Genomic DNA, 20,728 nt, shown 5'->3' with positions numbered 1-20,728 from the left:
CCGCAGACAGATCAAGGAAGCGAATAGATGCATCGGACCCGTGGAAAGGTTCTCGGCGTGGTCGTGGCCTTCGCTGCCACTGGACTGCTCGCCGCGTGCGGCAACAACGATTCGACCGCGACGAGCACTCCCACGCTGGCCCCGACCACGACCAAGGCGAGCACCGCGGCGACCACGCCGGGTGGCGAGACCTCGGCCGCGGAGCAGCCCGCACCCCAGACCACCGACGCGCCCACCACCGAGGCCGAGCGCCCGCAGCCGGTGCCCACCGAATTCATCACCACCCCCAGTGATGCCGCGCCGCTGACCGATCGGGACAAGACCTTCCTGGAGGCGTTGAAGGCCAAGGGCATCACCCCGGCCGCCTCCGATATCGCGCTCACCGCCGCGAATCTGGTGTGCCAGGGCAAGTCTGAGGGCGCTTCCGACGATCAGATCCTCACCTACGTGACCGCCATCGCCGGATCCGATCCCGGCTTCGACGAGTCCAAGATGAGCGTCGACCAGGCGGGCAAGATCTACGTCGAGACCGCGACCGCGAGCTACTGCAACAAGTGATGAGCCGACGCCGATCCGGAGGCCGGAAAGCCAGGGGCTGCCTGCTGGCCGTCGCGTTGATCGTGATCGCGATCATCGTGGTGGTCCTGCTGTGGTACCTGCTGGCGGGCCGGTTGCGGGTGCCGGGCCCGGAGAAGCCCGAACCGGAGAAGCCGACCTCGCAGCCTGCTTCCTGCCCGGACGTGCTGCTGCTGTCCGTGCCCGGCACGTGGGAATCGTCGAGCACCGACGATCCCTACAACCCGACCGCGAACCCGGCGTCGCTCATGCTCCATATCTCCAATCCGATCCGGGCGGCCTTCCCGAACGAGCGGCTCGAGGTCTACACGGTGCCGTACGTGGCGCAGTTCTCGAATCCCATCGCGATTCCGCCGGACGGGCAGCAGTCCTACAACAACAGCCGCTCCGAGGGCATCAGCCGGGCCACCGGCAAGCTGGCCGAGACCTATCGCGCCTGTCCGCTGACCACCTATGTGATCGCCGGGTTCTCCCAGGGCGCGGTGATCGCGGGCGATGTGGCCGCGAGCATCGGCGAGGGCAAGGGCCCGGTGCCCGCGGATCAGGTGCTGGGCGTGGCCCTGCTGGCCGACGGCCGCCGCGATACCGGCCCCGGGCAGGCCATCCAGATCGGCACCAACAATCCGACCGGCGTCGGCGCGGAGGTCGCCTTGCGCGGCCTGAACGTCCCGGGCATCACCATGACCGGGGCCCGGCCCGGCTTCGGCACGCTCGCCGACCGCACCTACTCCATGTGCGCCGCGGGCGATCTCATCTGCGACTCCCCGCGCCAGGCCCTCAATCCGGCCAACATCATGAGCAGTATCGGCATCCTGGTCCGGGCCGCGGGCAATCCGGTGCACAGCCTCTACAACAGCTCCACCGTGGACGGCAACGGCACCACCGCGACCCAGTGGACCGTCGATTGGGCGACCGGGCTGGTGAACAACGCCCCGCACCCGGCCCACTCCTGAATGCGACCGACCCCCTAGTTTCGGGGTCACGCTGTAGAGTGCTCCGAGATCGCGGCACCCGGCTCGATCCCCGAGCCGGGGTGCGGCAACTCACATCGATGTCCTACTCGGGGGTAATGACCGACCAAATCGCGACATTCGCCCCGGTGATCCCATTGGGGCCGAGCCAGTGAGCTGGGATATGTTTGGCCGCTCCGGAGCATGGCCGGACGGCTCCTCTGTAACATGTCTCTGGTTTGAGGACATCTAGCCAATAGACGGTCACCGCGCAGACCGCAAGACAAATCTGCAGGTTGGCTCTCGCAAGACGAGCTCCCCCGCGGGCGAAGAGAGTCGGGGCCTCACAGGTAAAGGGCGCAGTGCGCCCTCCTGCTGCGTGCGCCTCGGAGGAGAAGAAGGAATGGACGAGACTTTCGACGATTACCTCGACGAAACGGGGAACATCACGATTCCCGAGGGCCGCACCCTCGTCGACTACGTCGAGAAGCACACCCTCGGTAATGACGCCGACGATCTGGCCTACCGCTACATCGACTACTCACGCGAGCGCGACGGCGTGTACCAGGACCTCACCTGGAGTCAGTTCGGAACGCGGCTGCGCGCGGTGGCCGCACGTCTGCAGCAGGTGACCAAGCGGGGTGATCGCGTCGCGATCCTGGCCCCGCAAGGGCTGGATTACGTCATCTCCTTCTTCGCCGCCATCTATGCGGGCACCATCTCGGTGCCGTTGTTCGATCCGGACGAGCCGGGCCACACCGACCGCCTGCACGCGGTGCTCGGTGACTGCACCCCGTCGGCGATCCTCACGGCCAGCTCCTCCGCCGCCGGGGTCCACCAGTTCTTCCGTGCGCTCCCCGCGGCTCAGCGCCCCCGCATCATTGCCGTCGACGCGATTCCGGATTCCGTTGGTGAGTCCTGGATTCGCCCCGATATCGCGGTCGACGATATCGCGTACCTGCAGTACACCTCGGGTTCGACACGCGTGCCCGCCGGTGTCGAGATCACCCATCGCGCGGTCGGCACCAATGTGCTGCAGATGGTGAACGCGCTGGACCTGAACTGGAATTCGCGCGGCGTCACCTGGCTGCCGCTGTACCACGACATGGGCCTGCTGACGGTGATCCTGCCCGCCGTGGGCGGCAAGTACATCACCATCATGTCGCCGAGCGCCTTCGTGCGCCGCCCGGCGCGCTGGATCCACGAACTGGCCGCGGTCTCCGACGGCGCCGGAACCTTCGCCGCCGCACCGAACTTCGCCTTCGAGCACGCCGCGGCGCGCGCGGTGCCGAAGAACGGCGAGGCCCTGGATCTGTCGAACGTCATCGGCCTGATCAACGGCTCCGAGCCGGTGACCACTTCCTCGATGAAGAAGTTCAACGAGGCGTTCGCGCCCTTCGGCCTGCCCAAGACCGCCATCAAGCCCTGCTACGGCATGGCCGAGGCGACGCTGTTCGTCTCCGCCACCCGGCACGAGGACGAGGCCAAGGTCATCTATGTCGACCGCACCGAGCTCAATGCCGGTCGCATCGTGAAGGTCGAGCAGGGCGCGCCGAACTCCATCGCCCAGGTGTCCTGCGGCTATGTGGCGCTGTCGCAGTGGGCGGCCATCGTGGACGCCGAGTCCATCGACTCGCCCGAGGGCCCGCGCGAACTGCCCGAGGGCCAGGTCGGCGAGATCTGGTTGCACGGCAACAATGTCGGCATCGGCTACTGGGGCCGCGCCGAGGAGACCCAGAAGACCTTCCGCAACAAGCTGGCCGATCGCGTCGAGGGCAGCGTGCACACTGCGGGCGTCCCGGTCGACGGCAACTGGCTGCGCACCGGCGACTACGGCGTGTACGTGGACGGCGAGCTCTACATCACCGGTCGCGTCAAGGACCTGGTCATCGTGGACGGCCGCAACCACTACCCGCAGGATCTGGAGTACTCCGCGCAGGAGGCCTCCAAGGCGCTGCGTCCCGGCTTCGTGGCCGCCTTCTCGGTGCCCGCCAACCAGCTGCCCGCCGAAGTCTTTGCCTCCGACAGCCATTCGGGCATCAAGTACGACGCCGACGACGCCTCCGAACAGCTGGTCATCGTGGGCGAGCGCGGCCCGGGCGCCGGTAAGGCCGATCCGCAGCCCATCGCCGATGCGGTGCGCGCGGCCCTGTCCACCCGCCACGGTGTCACGGCGCGCGACATCCTGCTGGTTCTGGCGGGCTCGATTCCGCGCACCTCCAGCGGCAAGATCGCGCGTCGCGCCTGCAAGGCGGCGTACCTGGAAGGCACACTGCGTGGTGGTTACACGCAGCAGGCCTTCCCCGATGCTCCGGACGAGGAGTAGAGGCGGACGCCTCGATGCGAATGGCGCGGGCCGACAGGGCTCGCGCCATTCACTGCTTGAATCACCGCCGAATCATTGCCGCGCACCGTACACCGACAGGTAGCTTGAGGAACTGATGGCTGAGAACGAGGGCATGACCCCCAACCAGACGACCGAGAACGCTCCAGCGGTGTCCGGCGCTGCCGACGCCAAGCCCGCAGGCCCCGATATGACGGTGACCGAGCTGCGCGAATGGTTGCGCAAGTGGGTCTCGGATGCGACGGGTCAGCCGCTGGAGAACATCACCGTCGACCGGCCGATGGAGGAATTCGGCCTGGCCTCGCGCGATGCCCTGGCGCTCGGCGGTGATATCGAGGAGCTGACGGGGGTCGTGTTGAACGCGACCATCGTGTACCAGCACCCGACCATCGGCTCGCTCGCTGAGCGAATCATCAACGGGGAGCCGGATGTTCCGGCGGAGGCGGTCGACGACTCGTTCTACATAGCGGGGTTCACTCCGGGCGAGGCGCACGATGTCGCGATTGTCGGATTGTCTACGCGGTTGCCGGGAGCGGGCGATACCCCCGAATCCACTTGGGAATTCCTGATCAATCGCGGTGACGCCATTCGGGATCTGCCCGAGGGCCGTTGGGACGAGTTCAAGGCCAACCCGGAATTGGCCCAGGCCATCGAGAAGGCCAATACCAAGGGCGGCTACCTCGACCAGGAGGTCGTGAAGAACTTCGACGCGGAGTTCTTCGCCCATTCCCCGGTCGAAGTCGAGCGGATGGACCCGCAGCAACGGCTCATGCTCGAGTTGACCTGGGAAGCGCTGGAGCACGCCAGGATTCCCGCCAACGAGCTCAAGGGACAGCCGGTCGGCGTGTTCGTCGGTAGCTCGACCAGCGACTTCATGCTGGTCGCCGCGCAATCTCTGGGCGGGCCGCGCGATCCGAACCTGCCATTGTCGGCCGAGGCGTACATGCTCACGGGCGCGTCCACGTCCATCATCGCCAACCGCGTCTCCTACTTCTACGACTTCCGTGGCCCGTCGGTGGCTGTCGACACCGCGTGCTCGTCGACGTTGGTCGCGGTGCACGAGGGAATCCGCGCACTGCGTGGCGGCGACGTCGATCTGGCGCTCGCGGGTGGCGTGAACATGATGCTGGCTCCGGCCGCGAGCCTCGGGTTCGAGATCAATGGCGTGTTCGCCAAGGACGGCCACCTCAAAGCTTTTTCGAAGGATGCGGACGGATTCATCCGCTCCGAGGGCGCAGGCCTGGTCGTGCTCAAGCGCCTCGCCGACGCGGAGCGCGATGGCGACAAGATCTACGCGGTGATCAAGGGCTCGGCGGTCAATAACGACGGCCGCTCCAATGGCCTGCTGGCGCCGAACCCGGATGCACAGGCCGAAGTATTGCGCCGGGCCTACCGGGATGCCGGGATCGCACCATCGACGGTGGATTACGTCGAGGCGCACGGTACCGGAACCTTGCTCGGTGACCCGATCGAGGCGGATGCGCTCGGCCGCGTGGTCGGTCGCGGGCGCGAGGCCGACAAACCCGCGCTACTGGGTTCGGCGAAGTCCAACTTCGGTCATCTGGAGTCGGGCGCGGGTGCGGCCTCGCTGGCCAAGGTGATCATGGCGTTGCAGAACAATGTCATTCCGCCCAGCGTCAATTTCACCGGCCCGAGCCCGTTCATTCCGTGGGAGCAGGCGCACCTTCAGGTCGTCACCGAGCCCACCGAGTTCCCGCGCTACAGCGGCAAAGCAACCATCGGCGTCTCCGGCTTCGGCTTCGGCGGCACCAACGCGCACTTGGTCATCCAGGAGTATGTGTCGGTCGCTTCCGCATCCGAGAACCCCGCGGCAGAGTCGGTCGCCGAGGCGTCCGGGCTCGATGCCGAGACCACCGATGTGGTGTCCGAGGCCGAGCGCATTGTGGAAGCCGCTGCGCCGGAACCGGAGTGGGGGCACCGCGCGGAGCCGCTGCCGGTGATCCTGCCGGTCTCCACCTACCTCCCCTCGCGTCGCAAGCGTGCCGCCGCGGATTTGGCCGATTGGCTGGAAAGCGAAGCTGGACAGACGACTCCGCTGGAGAACGTCGCCCGCGCGCTGGCCAAGCGCAATCACGGCCGTTCCCGCGGCGTGGTCATTGCCAAGAACCATGAGGAAGCCGTCGCGGGCCTACGCGCCATTGCCGCGGGCAAGCCCGGCAACGGTGTGTTCACCGCAGATTCCCCGGCCGCTCGCGGTGCGCTGTGGGTGATGGCCGGTTTCGGTTCGCAGCACCGGAAGATGGGCAAGCAGCTCTACACCGAGAACTCGATCTTCCGTAAGACTGTCGATCAGGTCGATGAGCTCGTCATGGACGAGGCCGGTTATTCGGTCAAGGAGCTCATGCTCGATGACGCCCAGGACTGGGACCTGGGCACCTCGCAGGTCGGCACCTTCACCATTCAGGTCGGCCTGGCCACCATTCTGCGCGCGCACGGCGCGGAGCCGGAGGGTGTGGTCGGCCATTCGCAGGGTGAGGTTGCGGGCGCGTACATTTCGGGCGGTCTGAGCCTGGAAGAGGCGGTGCGTGTGATCTGCGCCCGGTCGCGGCTGATGGCCGAGGGCGAGGCCATGATCACCGATGACCAGGTCCGCAATATGGCTCTGGTCGAGTACAGCGCCGAGGCCATTCAGGAAGCGCTGGCCGATTACCCGGATATCGAGGTCGCGGCGTACGCCGCGCCGACGAACACCGTGATCGGCGGCCCGCCGGATCAGGTGGCCGCCATCGTGGCGCGCGCCGAGGCCGAGGGCAAGTTCGCGCGCGTGCTGCAGACCCGCGGCGCGGGCCACACCTCGCAGATGGACGTGCTGCTGGGCGAGCTGGCCGCCGAGCTGGCGGGCATCGAGCCCACCAAGCTCAAGCGCGATCTGTACTCGACCGTGCACAAGGACACCGTGTACCGCGCGGGCCACGCCCCCGTGCACGATGTCGGCTACTGGGTCATGAATATGCGCGGCTCGGTGTACTTCACCAATGCCATTCGGCAAGCCGTGGATACCGGCATCACCACCTACCTCGAGCTGGCCCCGAATTCGGTGGCGCTCATGCAGGTACTGGGCACCACCTACGCGGCGGGTGTCCACAATGCCGCGCTGATCCCGACGCTCAAGCGCAAGGAAGACGAGTCGGCGGGCGTCATCTCCGCGCTGGCGCAGCTGTATGTGCAGGGCCACAAGGTGGATCTGTTCTCGCTGCTGCCCGCAGGCGAGTTCGCGGATGTGCCGCGCACCGCGTTCCTGCGCAAGGAGTACTGGCCCAAGGCCGCCGGTTATGGCGGCGGTGCCGGGAACACCCGGGTGCCGGGCGCGCATGTGGCGCTGCCCGACGGCCGCCACGTCTGGGAGGTGCAGGCCGGTGCCGTCACCGATCTGGCCGCGCTGGTGAATGCCGCTGCCGCACAGGTGCTCTCCGAGGTGACCGTCGGCGCTTCGGTTGCGCACGGCGCGATTCCGGAGACCGGCACCCTGACCACCACGCTCACCCCGCATCTAGGCGGCGCGTCGGTCTCGGTGCACGCCAAGGAGGGCAATGCCTTCCGGCCGCTGTTCGACGCCGTGGTCACCTCGGGTGCCGCGCTGCCGGAATCGGTTGTCCCGCAGCCGGTCGCGGCTGCCGCTGTCCCGGCCGCCGAGGTCGAGGTAGCCGAGAATCCGGGCGAGCGCTGGGATCCCAACGGCAAGCAGACCATCGAGGATCGCCTGGCGATCATCGTCGCCGAATCCATGGGCTACGCCGTCGAGGATCTGCCCATGGAGATCCCGCTCATGGAGCTCGGCCTGGATTCGCTGATGGCCATGCGCATCAAGAACCGCGTCGAATACGAATTCGATATCCCGCAGTTGCAGTTGCAGGCCGTGCGCGATGCCAGCCTCCTGGAGGTCGGCAAGGTGCTGCGCTACGCCATCGAGCACCGCGAGGAACTGGAGGCCGTGGCCGCGCGCCAGGCCGCCGGTGAAGCGATCACCGTCGACGCCGACTTCGTCTCCGCCGTGCGGGCCGCCATGGCCGCGGGCACCGATCCCCTCGCCGCCCTGCCGGAAGCCGCCAAGGCGAAGTTGGCGCAGGCTGCGGACACGCCCGCTCAGCCTGTCGACGATGCGCCGCAGGCCTCCGCGAACGCAGTGCCGACCGGGGCCGATCGCCTGGACGCGGTGAGCGATGACGTGGTCGCCGAGGCCACCGAGATCACCGAGGAAGCCGTCGAGTCCGAATCCGCCACCACCGCGGCCGATTTCGAGGCCGCACCGGCGGTCGCCGAAACCGACAAGGACAATGTCCCGCCGCGCAATGCCCCCGAGCGACTGGTGTTCGCCACCTGGGCGCTGGTGACCGGCAAATCGGCGGGCGGCATTTTCAACCCGCTGCCACGGCTCGACGACGAGAAGTTCGACAAGCTCGTCGCGCGACTGTCCGAGCGGGCCAAGGCGCAGATCGATCCGGAGGAGATCCGGGCCGCCGCGACCATCGAGAAGCTGGCCGAGGTAGTGGCCTCCTACCAGGAGCACGGTGATGATGTCGAAGGCTTCGTGCGCACGCTGCGCGCGAAGGAAGCCGGTTCGGATGTCGCGCCGGTCTTCGTCTTCCATCCGTCGGGCGGCAACACCCTGGTCTACGAGCCGCTGCTGAAACGTCTTCCGGCCGGTACGCCCATGTACGGCTTCGAGCGGGTCGAAGGCACGATCGAAGAGCGTGCGCGCCAGTACATTCCGGAGATCCGCAAGCGGCAGCCCGAGGGCCCGTACGTGTTCTACGGCTGGTCGCTGGGTGCGGTGTTCGCGCTGACCATCGCGCAGATCATGCGCGCCGAGGGCGCGGACGTGCGCCTGGTCGGCCTCATCGACCTGGCGATTCCGGTTGAGCCGGAGATCAATACCCCCGAGGAGCGGATGGAGCGGATGCGCCGGTACCAGGCGTTCGCCCAGAAGACCTACGGGTTCCAGGGTGAGCTCGATGACGAGCAGCTGGAGGAGCTGGCCGCGGCCTCCGACGAGGAGCAGATCCAGATCATCACCGAACTGGTGAAGTTCGCCGGGGTGAACATTCCGGGCGGTGTGCTCGAGCACCAGCGCACCTCCTTCATCGAGAACCGTGAACTTCAGAAGCTGGAGCTGTCCAGCTACGACGGTCACGTGGTTCTCTACTTGGCCGACCGCTACCACGATGGTCTGATCGAACTGGAACCGCGATTCGGCGACCGTCGTCCGAATGGCGGCTGGGACGAGCACATCTCGGATCTGGAGATCATCCACATCCCGGTTGATCACCTCCAGATCATCGACGAGCCGCGTATCGCCACCATCGGCGCCGATCTCACCAAGAAATTGAACGAGATCAACACGGCCGCGAAATAGCGCCACCGCGAAACGGGTTCTGCGAAAGTAGGTTTTGCCGAAAGGAGTCCAGTTGAGCACCACTGCCGAGAAACTCGCCGACCTGCGCCAGAAGTTGGACATCGCGAGGGCACCGGCAGGTGACGCTGGGATCGCGAAGCGGGCCAGAAAGGGCATTCCCTCGGCCCGCGACCGGATCAATATGCTGCTCGATCCGGGCACTTTCGTGGAAATCGGTGCGCTGGTGCGCAATCCGGGCGACAAGACCGCGCTCTACAGTGATGGCGTCGTCACCGGTCACGGCCTCGTGGAGGGCCGCCCCGTGGCGGTCTTCTCGCACGATCAGACCGTCTACGGCGGTTCGGTCGGCGAGATGTTCGGCCGCAAGGTCGCCGGGATCATGGAATTCGCGGCCAAGGTCGGCTGTCCGGTGGTCGGCATCAACGACTCCGGCGGCGCGCGCGTCCAGGAGGCGGTGACCTCCCTGGCCTGGTACGCCGAGCTGGGCCGCCGTCAGGAACCGCTGTCCGGCCTGGTGCCCCAGATATCCATGATCCTGGGCAGCTGCGCGGGCGGTGCGGTGTACGCGCCCATCAATACCGATGTCCTGGTGGCCACCGAAGAGGCCTATATGTTCGTCACCGGCCCCAAGGTGATCCGTGAGGTGACCGGTGAGGATGTCAGCCTCGAGGAGCTCGGCGGCGCGCGCAGCCAGGCGGAGTACGGCAATATCCACCATGTGGCCAAGGACGAGGCCGCGGCCTTCCAGTGGGTCCGCGACTACCTCGGCTATCTGCCGTCGAGCTGTCAGGAACTGCCGCCCATCGTGAATCCCGGTCTGGAGCCGGAGATCACGGAGTCGGATCTGGAACTGCGCGGCCTGGTCCCGGATGCCGACAATGCCGGTTACGACATGCACGACATTCTCATCCGCATCTTCGACGACGGCGATTTCCACGAGTTCGGCGAATCGGCGGGCCGCAATGTGATCTGCGGTTTCGCCCGCGTGGACGGCCGTAGCGTGGGCGTGGTGGCCAATCAGCCCATGGTCTACGCCGGGGCCCTGGATGCCCGCGCCTCCGATAAGGCGGCCCACTTCGTGCGCCTGTGCGACGCCTTCGAGATCCCGCTGGTCTTCGTCGTGGACACTCCGGGCTTCCTACCCGGCGTGGAACAGGAGAAGATCGGCGTCATCAAGCGCGGCGGCCGCTTCATCTTCTCCTTCGTGGAGGCCACCGTCCCCAAGGTCACCGTCGTGATCCGCAAGTCCTACGGCGGCGGCTACGCCGTCATGGGCTCCAAGCAGCTCGGCGCCGACGTCAACCTGGCCTGGCCGACCGCCCGCATCGCGGTCATGGGCGCGGAGAGCGCCGTAACCCTCATCGGCGCAAAGACTCTGGAGTCCGCGCCCGAGGAGCAGCGCGCCGCCATGCGCCAGCAGATGATCGACTTCTACAACGCCACCGTCGCCACCCCCTGGGTGGCCGCCGAACGCGGCTATATCGACGCCGTCATCGACCCGGCCGAAACCCGCCTGGAGATCTGCAAGGCCCTGCACGTGCTGCGCGACAAGAAACTCCCCCGCAACCCCCGTAAACACCACCTGCTGCCACTCTGACGAGCCCGTCGAGTGAGCTCGTCGAGGGGCGGAATCCGGTGAGACGCGGCATACCCGCCGCGACGCGAGAGTGAACAGCGCCACTCACAGCTCATGCCTATACGATCAGCAACCGTGCCCGACGCCTCTGCTGTGCTCACTAAGCCGAATCCCCCGGCCGCCGCCGACCCGGCGACGCCCCGCGACTATCGGATCGCGAAGCTCATCGCGATCGTCGCGGGTGTACTGGGGGCGGTGTTCGCCATTGCCGCGCCCTTCCTGCCGGTGAAGCAGACCACTGCGGTGGTGAACTGGCCGCAGGGCGGGACGCTGAACAATATTCAGGCGCCGCTCATGTCGCAGGTGCCGACGGATCTGACCGTCACCATTCCCTGTTCGGCGGTGGATCAGCTGGATCCGCGCGGCGGCATCCTGCTCTCGACCGCGCCGCTGCAGGGCAAGGAAGCCGATCTGCAGGCCATGTTCGTGCGGGTGTCGGGCGACACCGTCGACGTGCTCGATCGCAATGCCGTGGTGGCGTCGGCGCCGCGGGCGGAGATGAGCGGCTGCTCGGCCATCCGGATCACCTCCGACAAGACCCGGACCCACGCCATCTTCGAGGGCCTGACCCGGACCGTGGAGCAGCCGACCGCCGACGGCGGGCGCGAGCTGGTCACCGTCCCGGTCGAGGGGCAGCTGCTCGGCGATCTGCGGCCGCAGGTGGTCGGCGTCTTCACCGATCTGAAGGGCGCTGTCCCCGAGGGCCTTTCGTTCCACATGGACGTGGACTCGCGCTTCTCCTCCACCCCGACCGTGCTCAAGCTGAGCGCCATTGTCGCGGCGGTGCTGCTGACGCTGCTGGCCATGGGCGCGCTGGGGGTGCTGGACACCAGTGACGGGCGCGGGCACCGGCGCGTCTTCCCGCGGCACTGGCTGAAGCCGACCTGGGCGGACGGCGGCATTATCGGCACGCTGGTGCTGTGGCATTTCGTGGGCGCCAATACCTCCGACGACGGCTACATCCTGAGCATGGTGCGGGTGGCCCCGCACGCCGGATACATGGCCAACTACTTCCGCTGGTTCGGCGTGCCGGAGGCGCCGTTCGGCTGGTACTACTACGTCATCCAGGCCTTCGCCGAGATCTCCACCGCCAGCCCGTGGGTGCGAATTCCCGCGCTGCTGTGCGGAATTCTGTGCTGGCTGGTGATCAGCCGCGAGGTGGTGCCGCGGCTCGGGCGCGGAGTCGCCACCTCCAAGGTGGCGCTGTGGACCGGCGGCCTGGTGTTCCTGGCCTTCTGGCTGCCCTATGACAACGGCCTGCGCTCGGAGCCCATCGTGGCGCTCGGCGCGCTGCTGACCTGGGTGTCCATCGAGCGGGCCATTGCCACCGCGCGACTGCTGCCCGCGGCGGTGGCGGTCCTGGTCGCGGCCTTCACATTGGCCGCCGCACCGACCGGTCTGATGTGTGTAGCGGCGCTGCTGGCGGGTATCCGTCCCTTGGTTCGAATCGTGGTGCGCCGTCACCGGGAATTCGGCACCGCCGCGCTACTCGCTCCCATAGCCGCTGCCGGATTCCTGGTGCTGGTCGTCGTCTTCGGCGACCAGACCTTCGCCGGGATCATGGAGGCCAATCGCGTACGCCAGGCGACCGGGCCCAATCTGGCCTGGTACGAGGACTATCTGCGCTACTACTACCTGTTCGTGGAAACCGTGGACGGTTCGCTCTCGCGCCGCTTCGCCTTCCTCGTCATGATTCTCTGCCTCATCACCACCATGCTGGTGCTGCTGCGGCGGCGGCAGGTGCCCGGCATTGCCAGCGCGCCGACCTGGCGGCTCATGGGCGTGGTCTTCGGAACCATCTTCTTCATGATGTTCACGCCCACCAAGTGGACCCACCACTTCGGCGCGTACGCGGGCATCGCGGGCTCGCTGGCGGCGGTCACGGCGGTCGCGGTCTCGGCGACGGCCTTGCGGTCCAGGAAGAATCGGTCGGTGTTCCTGGCGGGCCTGCTGTTCACGCTGGCCGTCTCGTTCTCGGGCATCAATGGCTACTGGTACGTGTCCAGCTTCGGCGTGCCGTGGTTCGACAAGCGCGTCTCGCTGAGCGGCTACCAGTCCAACACCCTCATGCTCATGCTCTTCGGGCTGGCGTTGGCGGTGGTCGCCTGGCAATCGCTGCGCGAGGGCTACGCCAAACCCCTGGAGAACGGGAAGAGCAAGCGCGGGCGGCGGATTCGCAGGTTCGCGGCCATTCCGCTCACCGTGGTGGCCGCGTTCATGGTGCTGTTCGAGGTGCTGTCGCTGGTGAAGGGCGCGGCCTCGCAATATCCGGCCTACTCGCTGGCGCGGTCGAACTTCGATGCGGTGAGCGGCAATTCGTGCGGCCTCGCCAATGACGTGCTGGTGGAAGCCGACCCCAATGGCGGCAATCTGACCCCGATCATCGATCCGGCCAACCCGCCCAAGGACGGTGACGCGCTTGCCGGTGCGAATCCGATCGGCTTCTCCCCCAATGGCGTTCCCGAGAAACTGGATGCCGACAGCGTCGAGGTGAAGCCGGGCACCGGCAATACCTCCACCCAGACCGTCGGCCCGGCCTTCGCCGACGGCGAGAGCGCGGGCACCGGCGGCGGTAAGGGCGCCGAGGGCGTGAACGGGTCCACCGTGGCCCTGCCCTTCGGCCTGGATCCGGCCACCACCCCGATCATGGGCAGCTGGCAGGACGGCGTGCAGCAGCCCGCCGAAATGTACTCCAGCTGGTACGAATTGCCGCCGCGGTCGGCGGATTCGCCGCTGGTGGTGATCTCGGCCGCCGGGCGCATCATGTCCTTCGACGACACCGGCAATATGACCTACGGGCAGCAGCTGCTGGTCGAGTACGGGCACAAGGAAGCCGACGGCAGCGTCACCAAGCTGGGCGAATACCGGCCCTACGACATCGGCCCGGCCCCGTCGTGGCGCAATCTGCGGGTGCCCGTGGACGCGCTGCCCGCCGCGGCGGACACGGTGCGCATCCACGCCAGCGACCAGATCCTCATCGGTGACCAGTGGCTGGCCTTCACCCCGCCGCGGGTGCCCAAGCTGCAGACCATCGACAGCTACCTCGGCCGGACCCAGCCCATCCTGCTGGACTGGGCCGTGGGCCTGCAGTTCCCGTGCCAGCGGCCCTTCGACCACCGCTACGGCGTGGCCGAGGTGCCGAACTACCGCATCCTGCCGGACCGCCCGCTGGCGGTCAGCTCCACCAATACCTGGCAGGCGGAGGAGTTCGGCGGTCCGCTCGGCTTCGCCCAGATGCTGGCGGCTTCGAAGACCATCCCGACCTATCTGAACGACAACTGGGATCGGGACTGGGGCTCGCTGGAGAAGTACGACCAGTACTACCCGGCCCAGCCCGCGCAGATCGAGACCGGCACCGAGACCCGTTCCGGGTTGTGGTCGCCCGGCAAGATGCGCGTCTGAGCCCACGCCGATCCGAACGACGGCCGCCCGCGAATCGCGGGCGGCCGCTTCGTTTTCCGCCAACCTTTCGGGATGAGGCTCACACCACACCGGTACCCGTTGTGAGTGCCGGACCGCCTACCGGCAGGATGTTCCCCATGGCGAATATTCAGCTCGGTGAAGTGGCAACCTGGTACGACGTCCACGGTGACGGCGCGCCGGTGGTGCTGCTGCACAGCGCTTTCGTCGATTCGCGCATATTCGCCCCCGCCATGCCGTCGCTGGTCGGCCGCTTCCGGGTCTACAAGACCGATCGCCGCGGCCACGGCCACACGCCCGATCTGGAGGGCCCCTTCTCCTATGAGCAGATGGCGGCGGACACCATCGCCTTCCTGGAGAAGGTCGTCGGCGAACCGGTTCATCTGGTCGGCCACAGCGATGGCGCGAATGTCGCCCTGACGGTGGCGCTGCGCCGCCCGGATCTGGTCAGCAAACTGGTTCTGATCAGCGGCAACTTCCACTACGACGGCATCCTGCCCGGCGTCCTGGACGATATCGAGGACGAGGGCACCCTCGCCTTCCTGGCCGGTCGCTATGCCGAAGTCTCCCCCGACGGCGAGAACCACTTCCCCGTGGTCGCCGCCAAACTCATCGAGATGGGCCGCACCCAGCCCGGTTTCCCCCCCGCCGAGCTGCGGGCCGTCGCGGCCCGCACGCTGGTCATGGCCGGAGACGATGACGCGGTCTCGCTGGATCACACCCTCGCGATGTACCGCGCCATTCCCGACTCCGAACTGTCCGTGATCCCCGGCACCTCACATCTATTGATCATGGAGAAACCAGCCGAGGTCTACACCGTGGTCGCCGACTTCCTCAGCAACGACCCGATTCCGACGCGCCAGCCCATCCGCCGCGCCGCACGCTCTTGATCCCGTCGACGCCCTCAGGCGTCGACGTGCGCAACCCACTCGTACACCGGCAGACTGCCCTCGGGTGTGTCCTCCCACCGCGGCGTCACTTTGAACCGCTCGTATCCGCCCCCGTGCGCCACCCTCAATTCGATGCCGGGCGGCGTAATAGGCACGATCCGCTGCTTCAGGCCGTCCGGCCCGCCTTCGAGCAATGCCTTCGGTGAGCTACTCATAGCTGAAGACTCTCATACCCACCCAATGCACCCGATCGATTCGCCACAATCGGCGAGCCGCGACCGGGCGGGGTCGGTCAGCGGGCTCGGATGGGGTCGTCCTTGGCCAGTCCGGAGCGGGTTTGGACGGTCACCGACAGTTGCGCGGGTTCGGCATCCGGGGCGTACGGGGTGAACTTCTCCAGCGAGCCCCAGTCCCGGCCCCAGTCGTCGTCGAGATACGACGGGATGGTCTGGGACTTCAGGAGCAGACCGGTCCAGCCGAGCGGGCCGCCGCCGATATCGTCCTGCCAGGCATTGGAGGCGTCCGCGCCGACCCGGTCGGGGAGGATGCGCCATTCGGGGACCTCGGCCACGCCGTCGTGGTGGTCGAAGGGGCGCTGGCAGGGGAAGGCGAGGCCGACGTGCCAGTCCTCGAGGACCGGGGCGGTATGGCCGACAACGGAATCCAGGGTGGCCAGGCGGGGCAGGCGCGGCGGGGTGACGGCCAGCCACTGCTTGGGGGTGATGTCGGGATCATTGGCCACCAGGCGAATGGCATTGGCGCCCACCGGGATCTGGTCCAGCGGGACGCGCAGATTGCGCCAGGACGGGGCCGGGCCGATATCGATGGGGCGGATCTTGCCGGTATCGGTCACGGTGCCGTCCGCGGCGCGGGTGCCGTATTCGACGAACAGGTTCTGGCCGTAGGTCTCGACGCCGTCCTTGTCGATGGCGCGAATGCGGCCCGCGGCGGTGACGACGAGGACCCGGTAGGCCGGATCGGCGCGCATGCTGTCGGTCAGGTCGAACTTGTACCACTGCGTGGTGAGCTCGGCGGTGGCCTGCTCGCCGTCGGTGTAGCTGCCGAGGACCGGCGTGCGGGCCGGGTCAAGGCCGAAGGGCAGGGCCACGGTGGAGCCGTTGCCCCCGGCCTGGGCGGTGGTGCCGCCGCCGGTGCCCGCGCCGGTGGTGTTGGTGGTCTTGTTGTCCGAGTCCTTGTTCACCGAGTTGGCGCCGCCGGTCACGGTCTCCTCGGCATCGGCGGTGAGGTCGGAGGCGACGCCGTTGGGGGTGAATCCGGTGTTCTCCGCGGCCAGTCCGTCGGCGACCGCCCCGGTCCAGGGTTGCAGCACCGAATCGGCGGTATCGGTCTCCACCAGCACATCATTGGCGAGGGCGCACGAATCGCCGGTCAGCGCACGGAGATTGGATTCGGCGATGGAGTAGGCCGGGTACTGGGTGACGGCGGCCTTGGCCAGCGAGGCCACCTCGAACAACACCAGCAGGGCGGCCGCGATGGTCAGCGGCATGGACGCGAACTTGTCGAAACCGCGCACCGGCTTGGGCGTGGTGTACGGCTCGCGGTAGTGCTGCCAGGCCACGATGAGCAGGCACAGCACCGCCAGGCCGAGGAACAGCGTGGAGAAGCCCTTGCCCGCGACCAGCGGCGCCTTGTCGAACCACGGCACGCCGTAGGACGACACGTACCACCAGCCATTGGGGCCGGTGAAGGTCATGGCCAGCAGGAAGAACACCGCCGCGGTGAACAGCGTTCGATTGCGCGGCGAGCGAATCCCGTTGACCCCCACCGCGACCGCCGCCAGCGCCGCCATGGATCCGGCCAGCCCGGCGTACACGCCGAAGTGGTGGGTCCACTTGGTGGGCGTGAACATCATGAGGAACAGCGACATGAAGACGATGCCCAGAATCCGCACCGCCGGACCGCGCGAGGTGCCCGGAATGCGCCCGTTCTTGCGCAGCATCACCATGACGCACACCAGCAGGCACAGCAGCATGGCGAGAATGCCGAACCGGCGGGCCAGCGAGCCGTCGGGGGAGAGCATGAGCAGCGAATCCCAGCGCGTGCGCTCGTCGAACCACGCCACATTCGGGCCGATGAGGGTGCGCACCCGCGTCGCCTCCATAATGGTGGCGAGGGTCTGATCCGCGAAAACCACCACCATGACCAGGGTTCCGGCCGCCACGCCCGGTGCGAGCAGCGCGGCGTAGCGCAGCACCGCCGAGCCCTGCCCCGCGGCGCGCTTGATGATGATCTGCAGTACCGGCCGCGATCCGGCCACCAGCGCCGCGATACAGATGAGCCCGGTCGGCCCGGCCGCCAGCGAGAAGGCCGCGATGAGCACCGCCACCGCCGCGGGCAGCAGCCGCCCGGTGGCAATGGCGCGTTCGATGGAGCACCAGGTCAGCAGCGCGCCCGCGGCAATGAGCGGTTCAGGTCGCAGCCCGTTGTCGTAGGGCAGCCAGACGGTGAGGAACACCAGCGCCGCGGTCCACACGGCCACCTGATCGCGGCGCACCCGGGCGCCCAAGCGGGGCAGCACTTCCCGGCTGATGACCAGCCAGCAGACGATTCCGGCCAGCAAGGACGGCAGCCGCATCCACGGGCTGGCATCGCTGATGCGCGTCATCCAGGCCAGTAGTTCGTACGGCCAGCCGAACGGCGCCTCGGCCACCCCGAACCAGCGGTAGTAGTTGGCCATGTACCCGGATTCCCGGGAGGCCCGCGCCATATTGAGGATGTAGCCGTCATCGGAGGTATTGGCGCCGATGAAATGCCACACCACAAGCGTGCCGAGCACCGTCACATCGGCGAGCCGGAAGCGCCACCAGTGCGCGGGCAGAAAGCGGCGGGCGCGGCGGCCGTCGGCGGTGTCGAGCAGGTGCAGGGCGAACAGCGCGATGATCGTGAACACCACCGCGCCGATGACGGCGGCCCGCTTGAGCCAGCTCGGGCTGGAGGTGAAGCGCGCGTCGATCTCGGCGGAAGCCGTTGCGGTCCCGAGCTGTTCGCGGCTCAGATCGGTGAACATGCCGACCACCTGGGTCCGGTTGTCCCCGCTCACCTGCCCGGTGAACGGCGTCCCGTCCTGGCGGCTGATCCCGGTGAACTCCACCCGGGTCCGGTTCGAATCCGAGTGCAGCGTGAGCGCCGTGCAGTTCTGTACTTCGGCCAGCGGCGCGGACAGCAGCGGGATGAGCCGATCGATCACCGAGACCGTGCGCGTCCCGGCCCGATCCTCGATGGTGACGACCACGCCCTTGTCGGCCGCTTTTCCGGAGGCGGTGGGGATGGTCGAGAACAGCGTCCCGTCCGGCGCGCTCCGCAGCACCTCGCACGGCAGCGTCACATCCAGGCGCAACGGCACGTACGACACCAGCGGGGCATCGATATTGACGGTGTCGCCCTGGGGCCAGTTCAAGGTCGGCCGATCCTGCCGGACCGGCAGGATCGGGGTCAGCACCGCCAGCAGGAATCCCAGCAGCCCGGAGACGATGGCTACCAGCCGGATGCGATGAAACCCTCGAGTGTCTGCGCGCACGGGTCCCGACTCTATCGACCGCACCCGGTGCACCGGCCCACGACTCGACCTCCGGCGCGCGAACACCTCGTAGGATGGGTGATACCGAACTGGGCGAGGGGCCGGGCCGGGAGAACGTACGAGGAATAAATGACCGAGCTGCGACCGGGCGAAGTGCTCGCCGGGTATGTCGTCGCGCGGCGAATCGGGTCGGGGGGATCGGGTGTCGTCTACGCGGCTCGCCATCCCCGCCTGCCCAGGCTCACTGCCCTCAAGGTCCTCAAACGCGACGAGTCGCGCGGTGACGACGAGGTCTGGCGGCGCTTCGAACGCGAGGCGGAGATCGCCGCGCATTTCGATCACCCGAATATCGTGCAGGTCTACGACCGCGGCGTGGCCGAGGACCGGTTCTGGATCTCCATGCAGTACGTCGATGGCGCCGATGCCGGTGAGCTGCACGGTATTTCACCGGAGCGGGCGCTGCGGATCGGCGCCGAGATCGGCGCGGCGCTGGATTACGCGCACGGTAAGGGCGTGCTGCACCGCGATGTGAAGCCGTCCAATATCCTCATTGCCGATCCGGACAGCGGGCGGCCCGAACGCGCCCTGCTCACCGATTTCGGCATTGCCCGGCTGCGCGATGAGACCACCCGGCTCACCCACACCGGAAATATCTCCGCCACTTTCGCTTTCGCCTCCCCGAAACAGGTGTCCAGCAAGCCGGTCGGTCCGCGCTCGGACCAATACTCCTTGGCCTGCACGCTTTTCATACTGCTGACCGATCGCCGCCCGTTCACCGCCGACACCCCGATCGGCTGGGTGCACGCGCACACCCAGGAACCGCCGCTGCGGGTCAGCGCGGTGCGCCCGGAGCTGCCCGCCACCCTCGACGCCGTCATGACGCGCGCCCTGGCCAAGGACCCGGAGGACCGGTTTCCCAGCTGCGCCGAATTCGTGACGGCGCTGACCCAGGCCTATTACGCCGACCCGGCCATGGCCGTGACGGCCCCGGCCCGGCTGTTGCCCCCGCCGCCGGTCGCCGCGCCGCGAAAGCCGCTGGGGCGGCGCCTGTTCCGCAGGCGGCTGCTCGTTCCGGCACTCGTGGCGGCGCTGGTCGGCGCGGGTGTGGGATTCGCCTTCTCCCAGTACGATTCGACCCCGCCGCCGCCGGAAAGCCTGGTGCCGGACAAATTCCTGGGCACCTGGCTGGCCACCGAGGGCCAGACCAACTATCGCCTGGAACTGGATCAGGGACGGCCCGGCGATCATGTGCTGTCCAGCATCGTGGACGGCGTACTGCCCGATGGCTCCGCCTTCCACTGCGAATTCTCCGCGCCCCTGGTGGCGGTGCCGTCCGAGGGCGACCGGCTGCTCATCGGCCCCTCCGAGATCATTACCAGCGATCCGGCCAATGCCTGCCGCGCCAACCGGCCCACCACGCTGAGCTTCCTGTCCGACGGGCGGGTCAGCCGGAAAACCGATGTGAGCGGCCTGATCACGTACACCAATGCGGACGAGCTGGCGAAGTCCTGGGACGACGAGCACACCGCCATCGCGCGGGCCTTCCCGAGCCTGGTCGGTCAGCTGGCCTCCAATGGCCGCTCGGTGGGCTGGCAGGGTGCGGGCTGCCAGCAGCGCGATCCGGGTCCCGGTGATGCCGATACCGCGCAGGGCGCGCGCCGCATTCTCTGCAATGCCCAGGACGATACCGGTCAGGTGCGTTTCGACCTCTTCGATTTCGGCACGCGCCCACCGCAATCCGCCGGTGCGCTGTTCTTCGGCGGCACCGTCGATACCACCACGGTCACCCATCGGGATGTGCCCGGGGTCCTGACCATCACCACCGACAATGGCATCGACGCGAACCAGCCCGACAGCGAGACGCGCCGCATCCTCACCGCCGTCACCTTCCCCGATGGCGATCCGAGATCTCGTTTCGTCCTGATGGTGCGCTGGCCGGAGCACACTGTAAATGCGGTACTGAGCGAATGGCTTTCGCGTGCGCCGCTGAAGTAGGAGTG

Annotated in this window: 10 protein-coding genes; 8 read left to right on the top strand and 2 right to left on the bottom strand. The window is 67.6% G+C overall.

The window, feature by feature from the left end; all coding sequences use genetic code 11:
* Nucleotides 1-27 precede the first annotated feature (27 nt).
* From NC4_RS03290 to NC4_RS03260, 7 genes are all read left to right on the top strand, one after another.
* Nucleotides 28-558 carry a DUF732 domain-containing protein gene (locus NC4_RS03290; RefSeq protein ID WP_067532020.1) on the top strand — a complete coding sequence of 177 codons (531 nt, stop codon included), beginning with the start codon at nt 28-30 and terminating at the stop codon, nt 556-558.
* Entirely contained in the window at nt 558-1,529 is a 972-nt protein-coding gene (locus tag NC4_RS03285; RefSeq protein ID WP_067532017.1) for a cutinase family protein, read from the top strand. Before NC4_RS03290 ends, NC4_RS03285 begins: the two co-directional genes overlap by 1 nt.
* 400 nt (nt 1,530-1,929) lie before the next feature.
* The gene (gene fadD32 / locus NC4_RS03280) at nt 1,930-3,852 is read left to right on the top strand and encodes a long-chain-fatty-acid--AMP ligase FadD32 (RefSeq protein ID WP_067532015.1); all 1,923 of its coding nucleotides are present in this window, start codon (nt 1,930-1,932) and stop codon (nt 3,850-3,852) included.
* A gap of 115 nt (nt 3,853-3,967) precedes the next feature.
* Entirely contained in the window at nt 3,968-9,244 is a 5,277-nt protein-coding gene (pks13, locus tag NC4_RS03275; protein ID WP_067532013.1) for a polyketide synthase Pks13, read from the top strand.
* Nucleotides 9,245-9,296: 52 nt separating this feature from the next.
* Nucleotides 9,297-10,841, top strand: coding sequence for an acyl-CoA carboxylase subunit beta (locus NC4_RS03270; protein ID WP_067532011.1), 1,545 nt, complete (start codon nt 9,297-9,299; stop codon nt 10,839-10,841).
* Between the two features lie 114 nt (nt 10,842-10,955).
* Nucleotides 10,956-14,282, top strand: coding sequence for an arabinosyltransferase domain-containing protein (locus tag NC4_RS03265; protein WP_439957473.1), 3,327 nt, complete (start codon nt 10,956-10,958; stop codon nt 14,280-14,282).
* A 137-nt stretch (nt 14,283-14,419) separates the two neighbouring features.
* On the top strand, nt 14,420-15,190 hold the full coding sequence (locus tag NC4_RS03260; RefSeq protein ID WP_067532375.1) for an alpha/beta fold hydrolase: 771 nt from the start codon (nt 14,420-14,422) through the stop codon (nt 15,188-15,190).
* A 14-nt stretch (nt 15,191-15,204) separates the two neighbouring features.
* Here NC4_RS03260 and NC4_RS03255 read toward each other — a convergent pair whose 3' ends face one another.
* Nucleotides 15,205-15,405 carry a DUF5988 family protein gene (locus tag NC4_RS03255; protein ID WP_067532007.1) on the bottom strand — a complete coding sequence of 67 codons (201 nt, stop codon included), beginning with the start codon at nt 15,403-15,405 and terminating at the stop codon, nt 15,205-15,207.
* A 77-nt stretch (nt 15,406-15,482) separates the two neighbouring features.
* The gene (locus NC4_RS03250; protein ID WP_067532005.1) at nt 15,483-18,728 is read right to left on the bottom strand and encodes an arabinosyltransferase domain-containing protein; all 3,246 of its coding nucleotides are present in this window, start codon (nt 18,726-18,728) and stop codon (nt 15,483-15,485) included.
* Nucleotides 18,729-18,857: 129 nt separating this feature from the next.
* Between NC4_RS03250 and NC4_RS03245 the strand changes: the two genes are divergently transcribed.
* Nucleotides 18,858-20,723, top strand: coding sequence for a serine/threonine-protein kinase (locus NC4_RS03245; protein WP_067532003.1), 1,866 nt, complete (start codon nt 18,858-18,860; stop codon nt 20,721-20,723).
* Nucleotides 20,724-20,728: the final 5 nt, after the last annotated feature.

It is taken from the genome of Nocardia crassostreae, from assembly GCF_001613405.1.
In the GTDB taxonomy this organism is placed as follows: Bacteria; Actinomycetota; Actinomycetes; order Mycobacteriales; family Mycobacteriaceae; genus Nocardia; species Nocardia crassostreae.
The sequence above is the reverse complement of the archived record's forward strand: the minus strand, read 5'-3'. Positions and strand labels throughout refer to the sequence as shown.

Coding starts and splice junctions, on each gene's coding strand:
- NC4_RS03290 (WP_067532020.1), top strand. CDS start 28: ATGCATCGGACCCGTGGAAAGGTTCTCGGCGTGGTCGTGGCCTTCGCT.
- NC4_RS03285 (WP_067532017.1), top strand. CDS start 558: ATGAGCCGACGCCGATCCGGAGGCCGGAAAGCCAGGGGCTGCCTGCTG.
- fadD32 (WP_067532015.1), top strand. CDS start 1,930: ATGGACGAGACTTTCGACGATTACCTCGACGAAACGGGGAACATCACG.
- pks13 (WP_067532013.1), top strand. CDS start 3,968: ATGGCTGAGAACGAGGGCATGACCCCCAACCAGACGACCGAGAACGCT.
- NC4_RS03260 (WP_067532375.1), top strand. CDS start 14,420: ATGGCGAATATTCAGCTCGGTGAAGTGGCAACCTGGTACGACGTCCAC.
- NC4_RS03255 (WP_067532007.1), bottom strand. CDS start 15,405: ATGAGTAGCTCACCGAAGGCATTGCTCGAAGGCGGGCCGGACGGCCTG.
- NC4_RS03245 (WP_067532003.1), top strand. CDS start 18,858: ATGACCGAGCTGCGACCGGGCGAAGTGCTCGCCGGGTATGTCGTCGCG.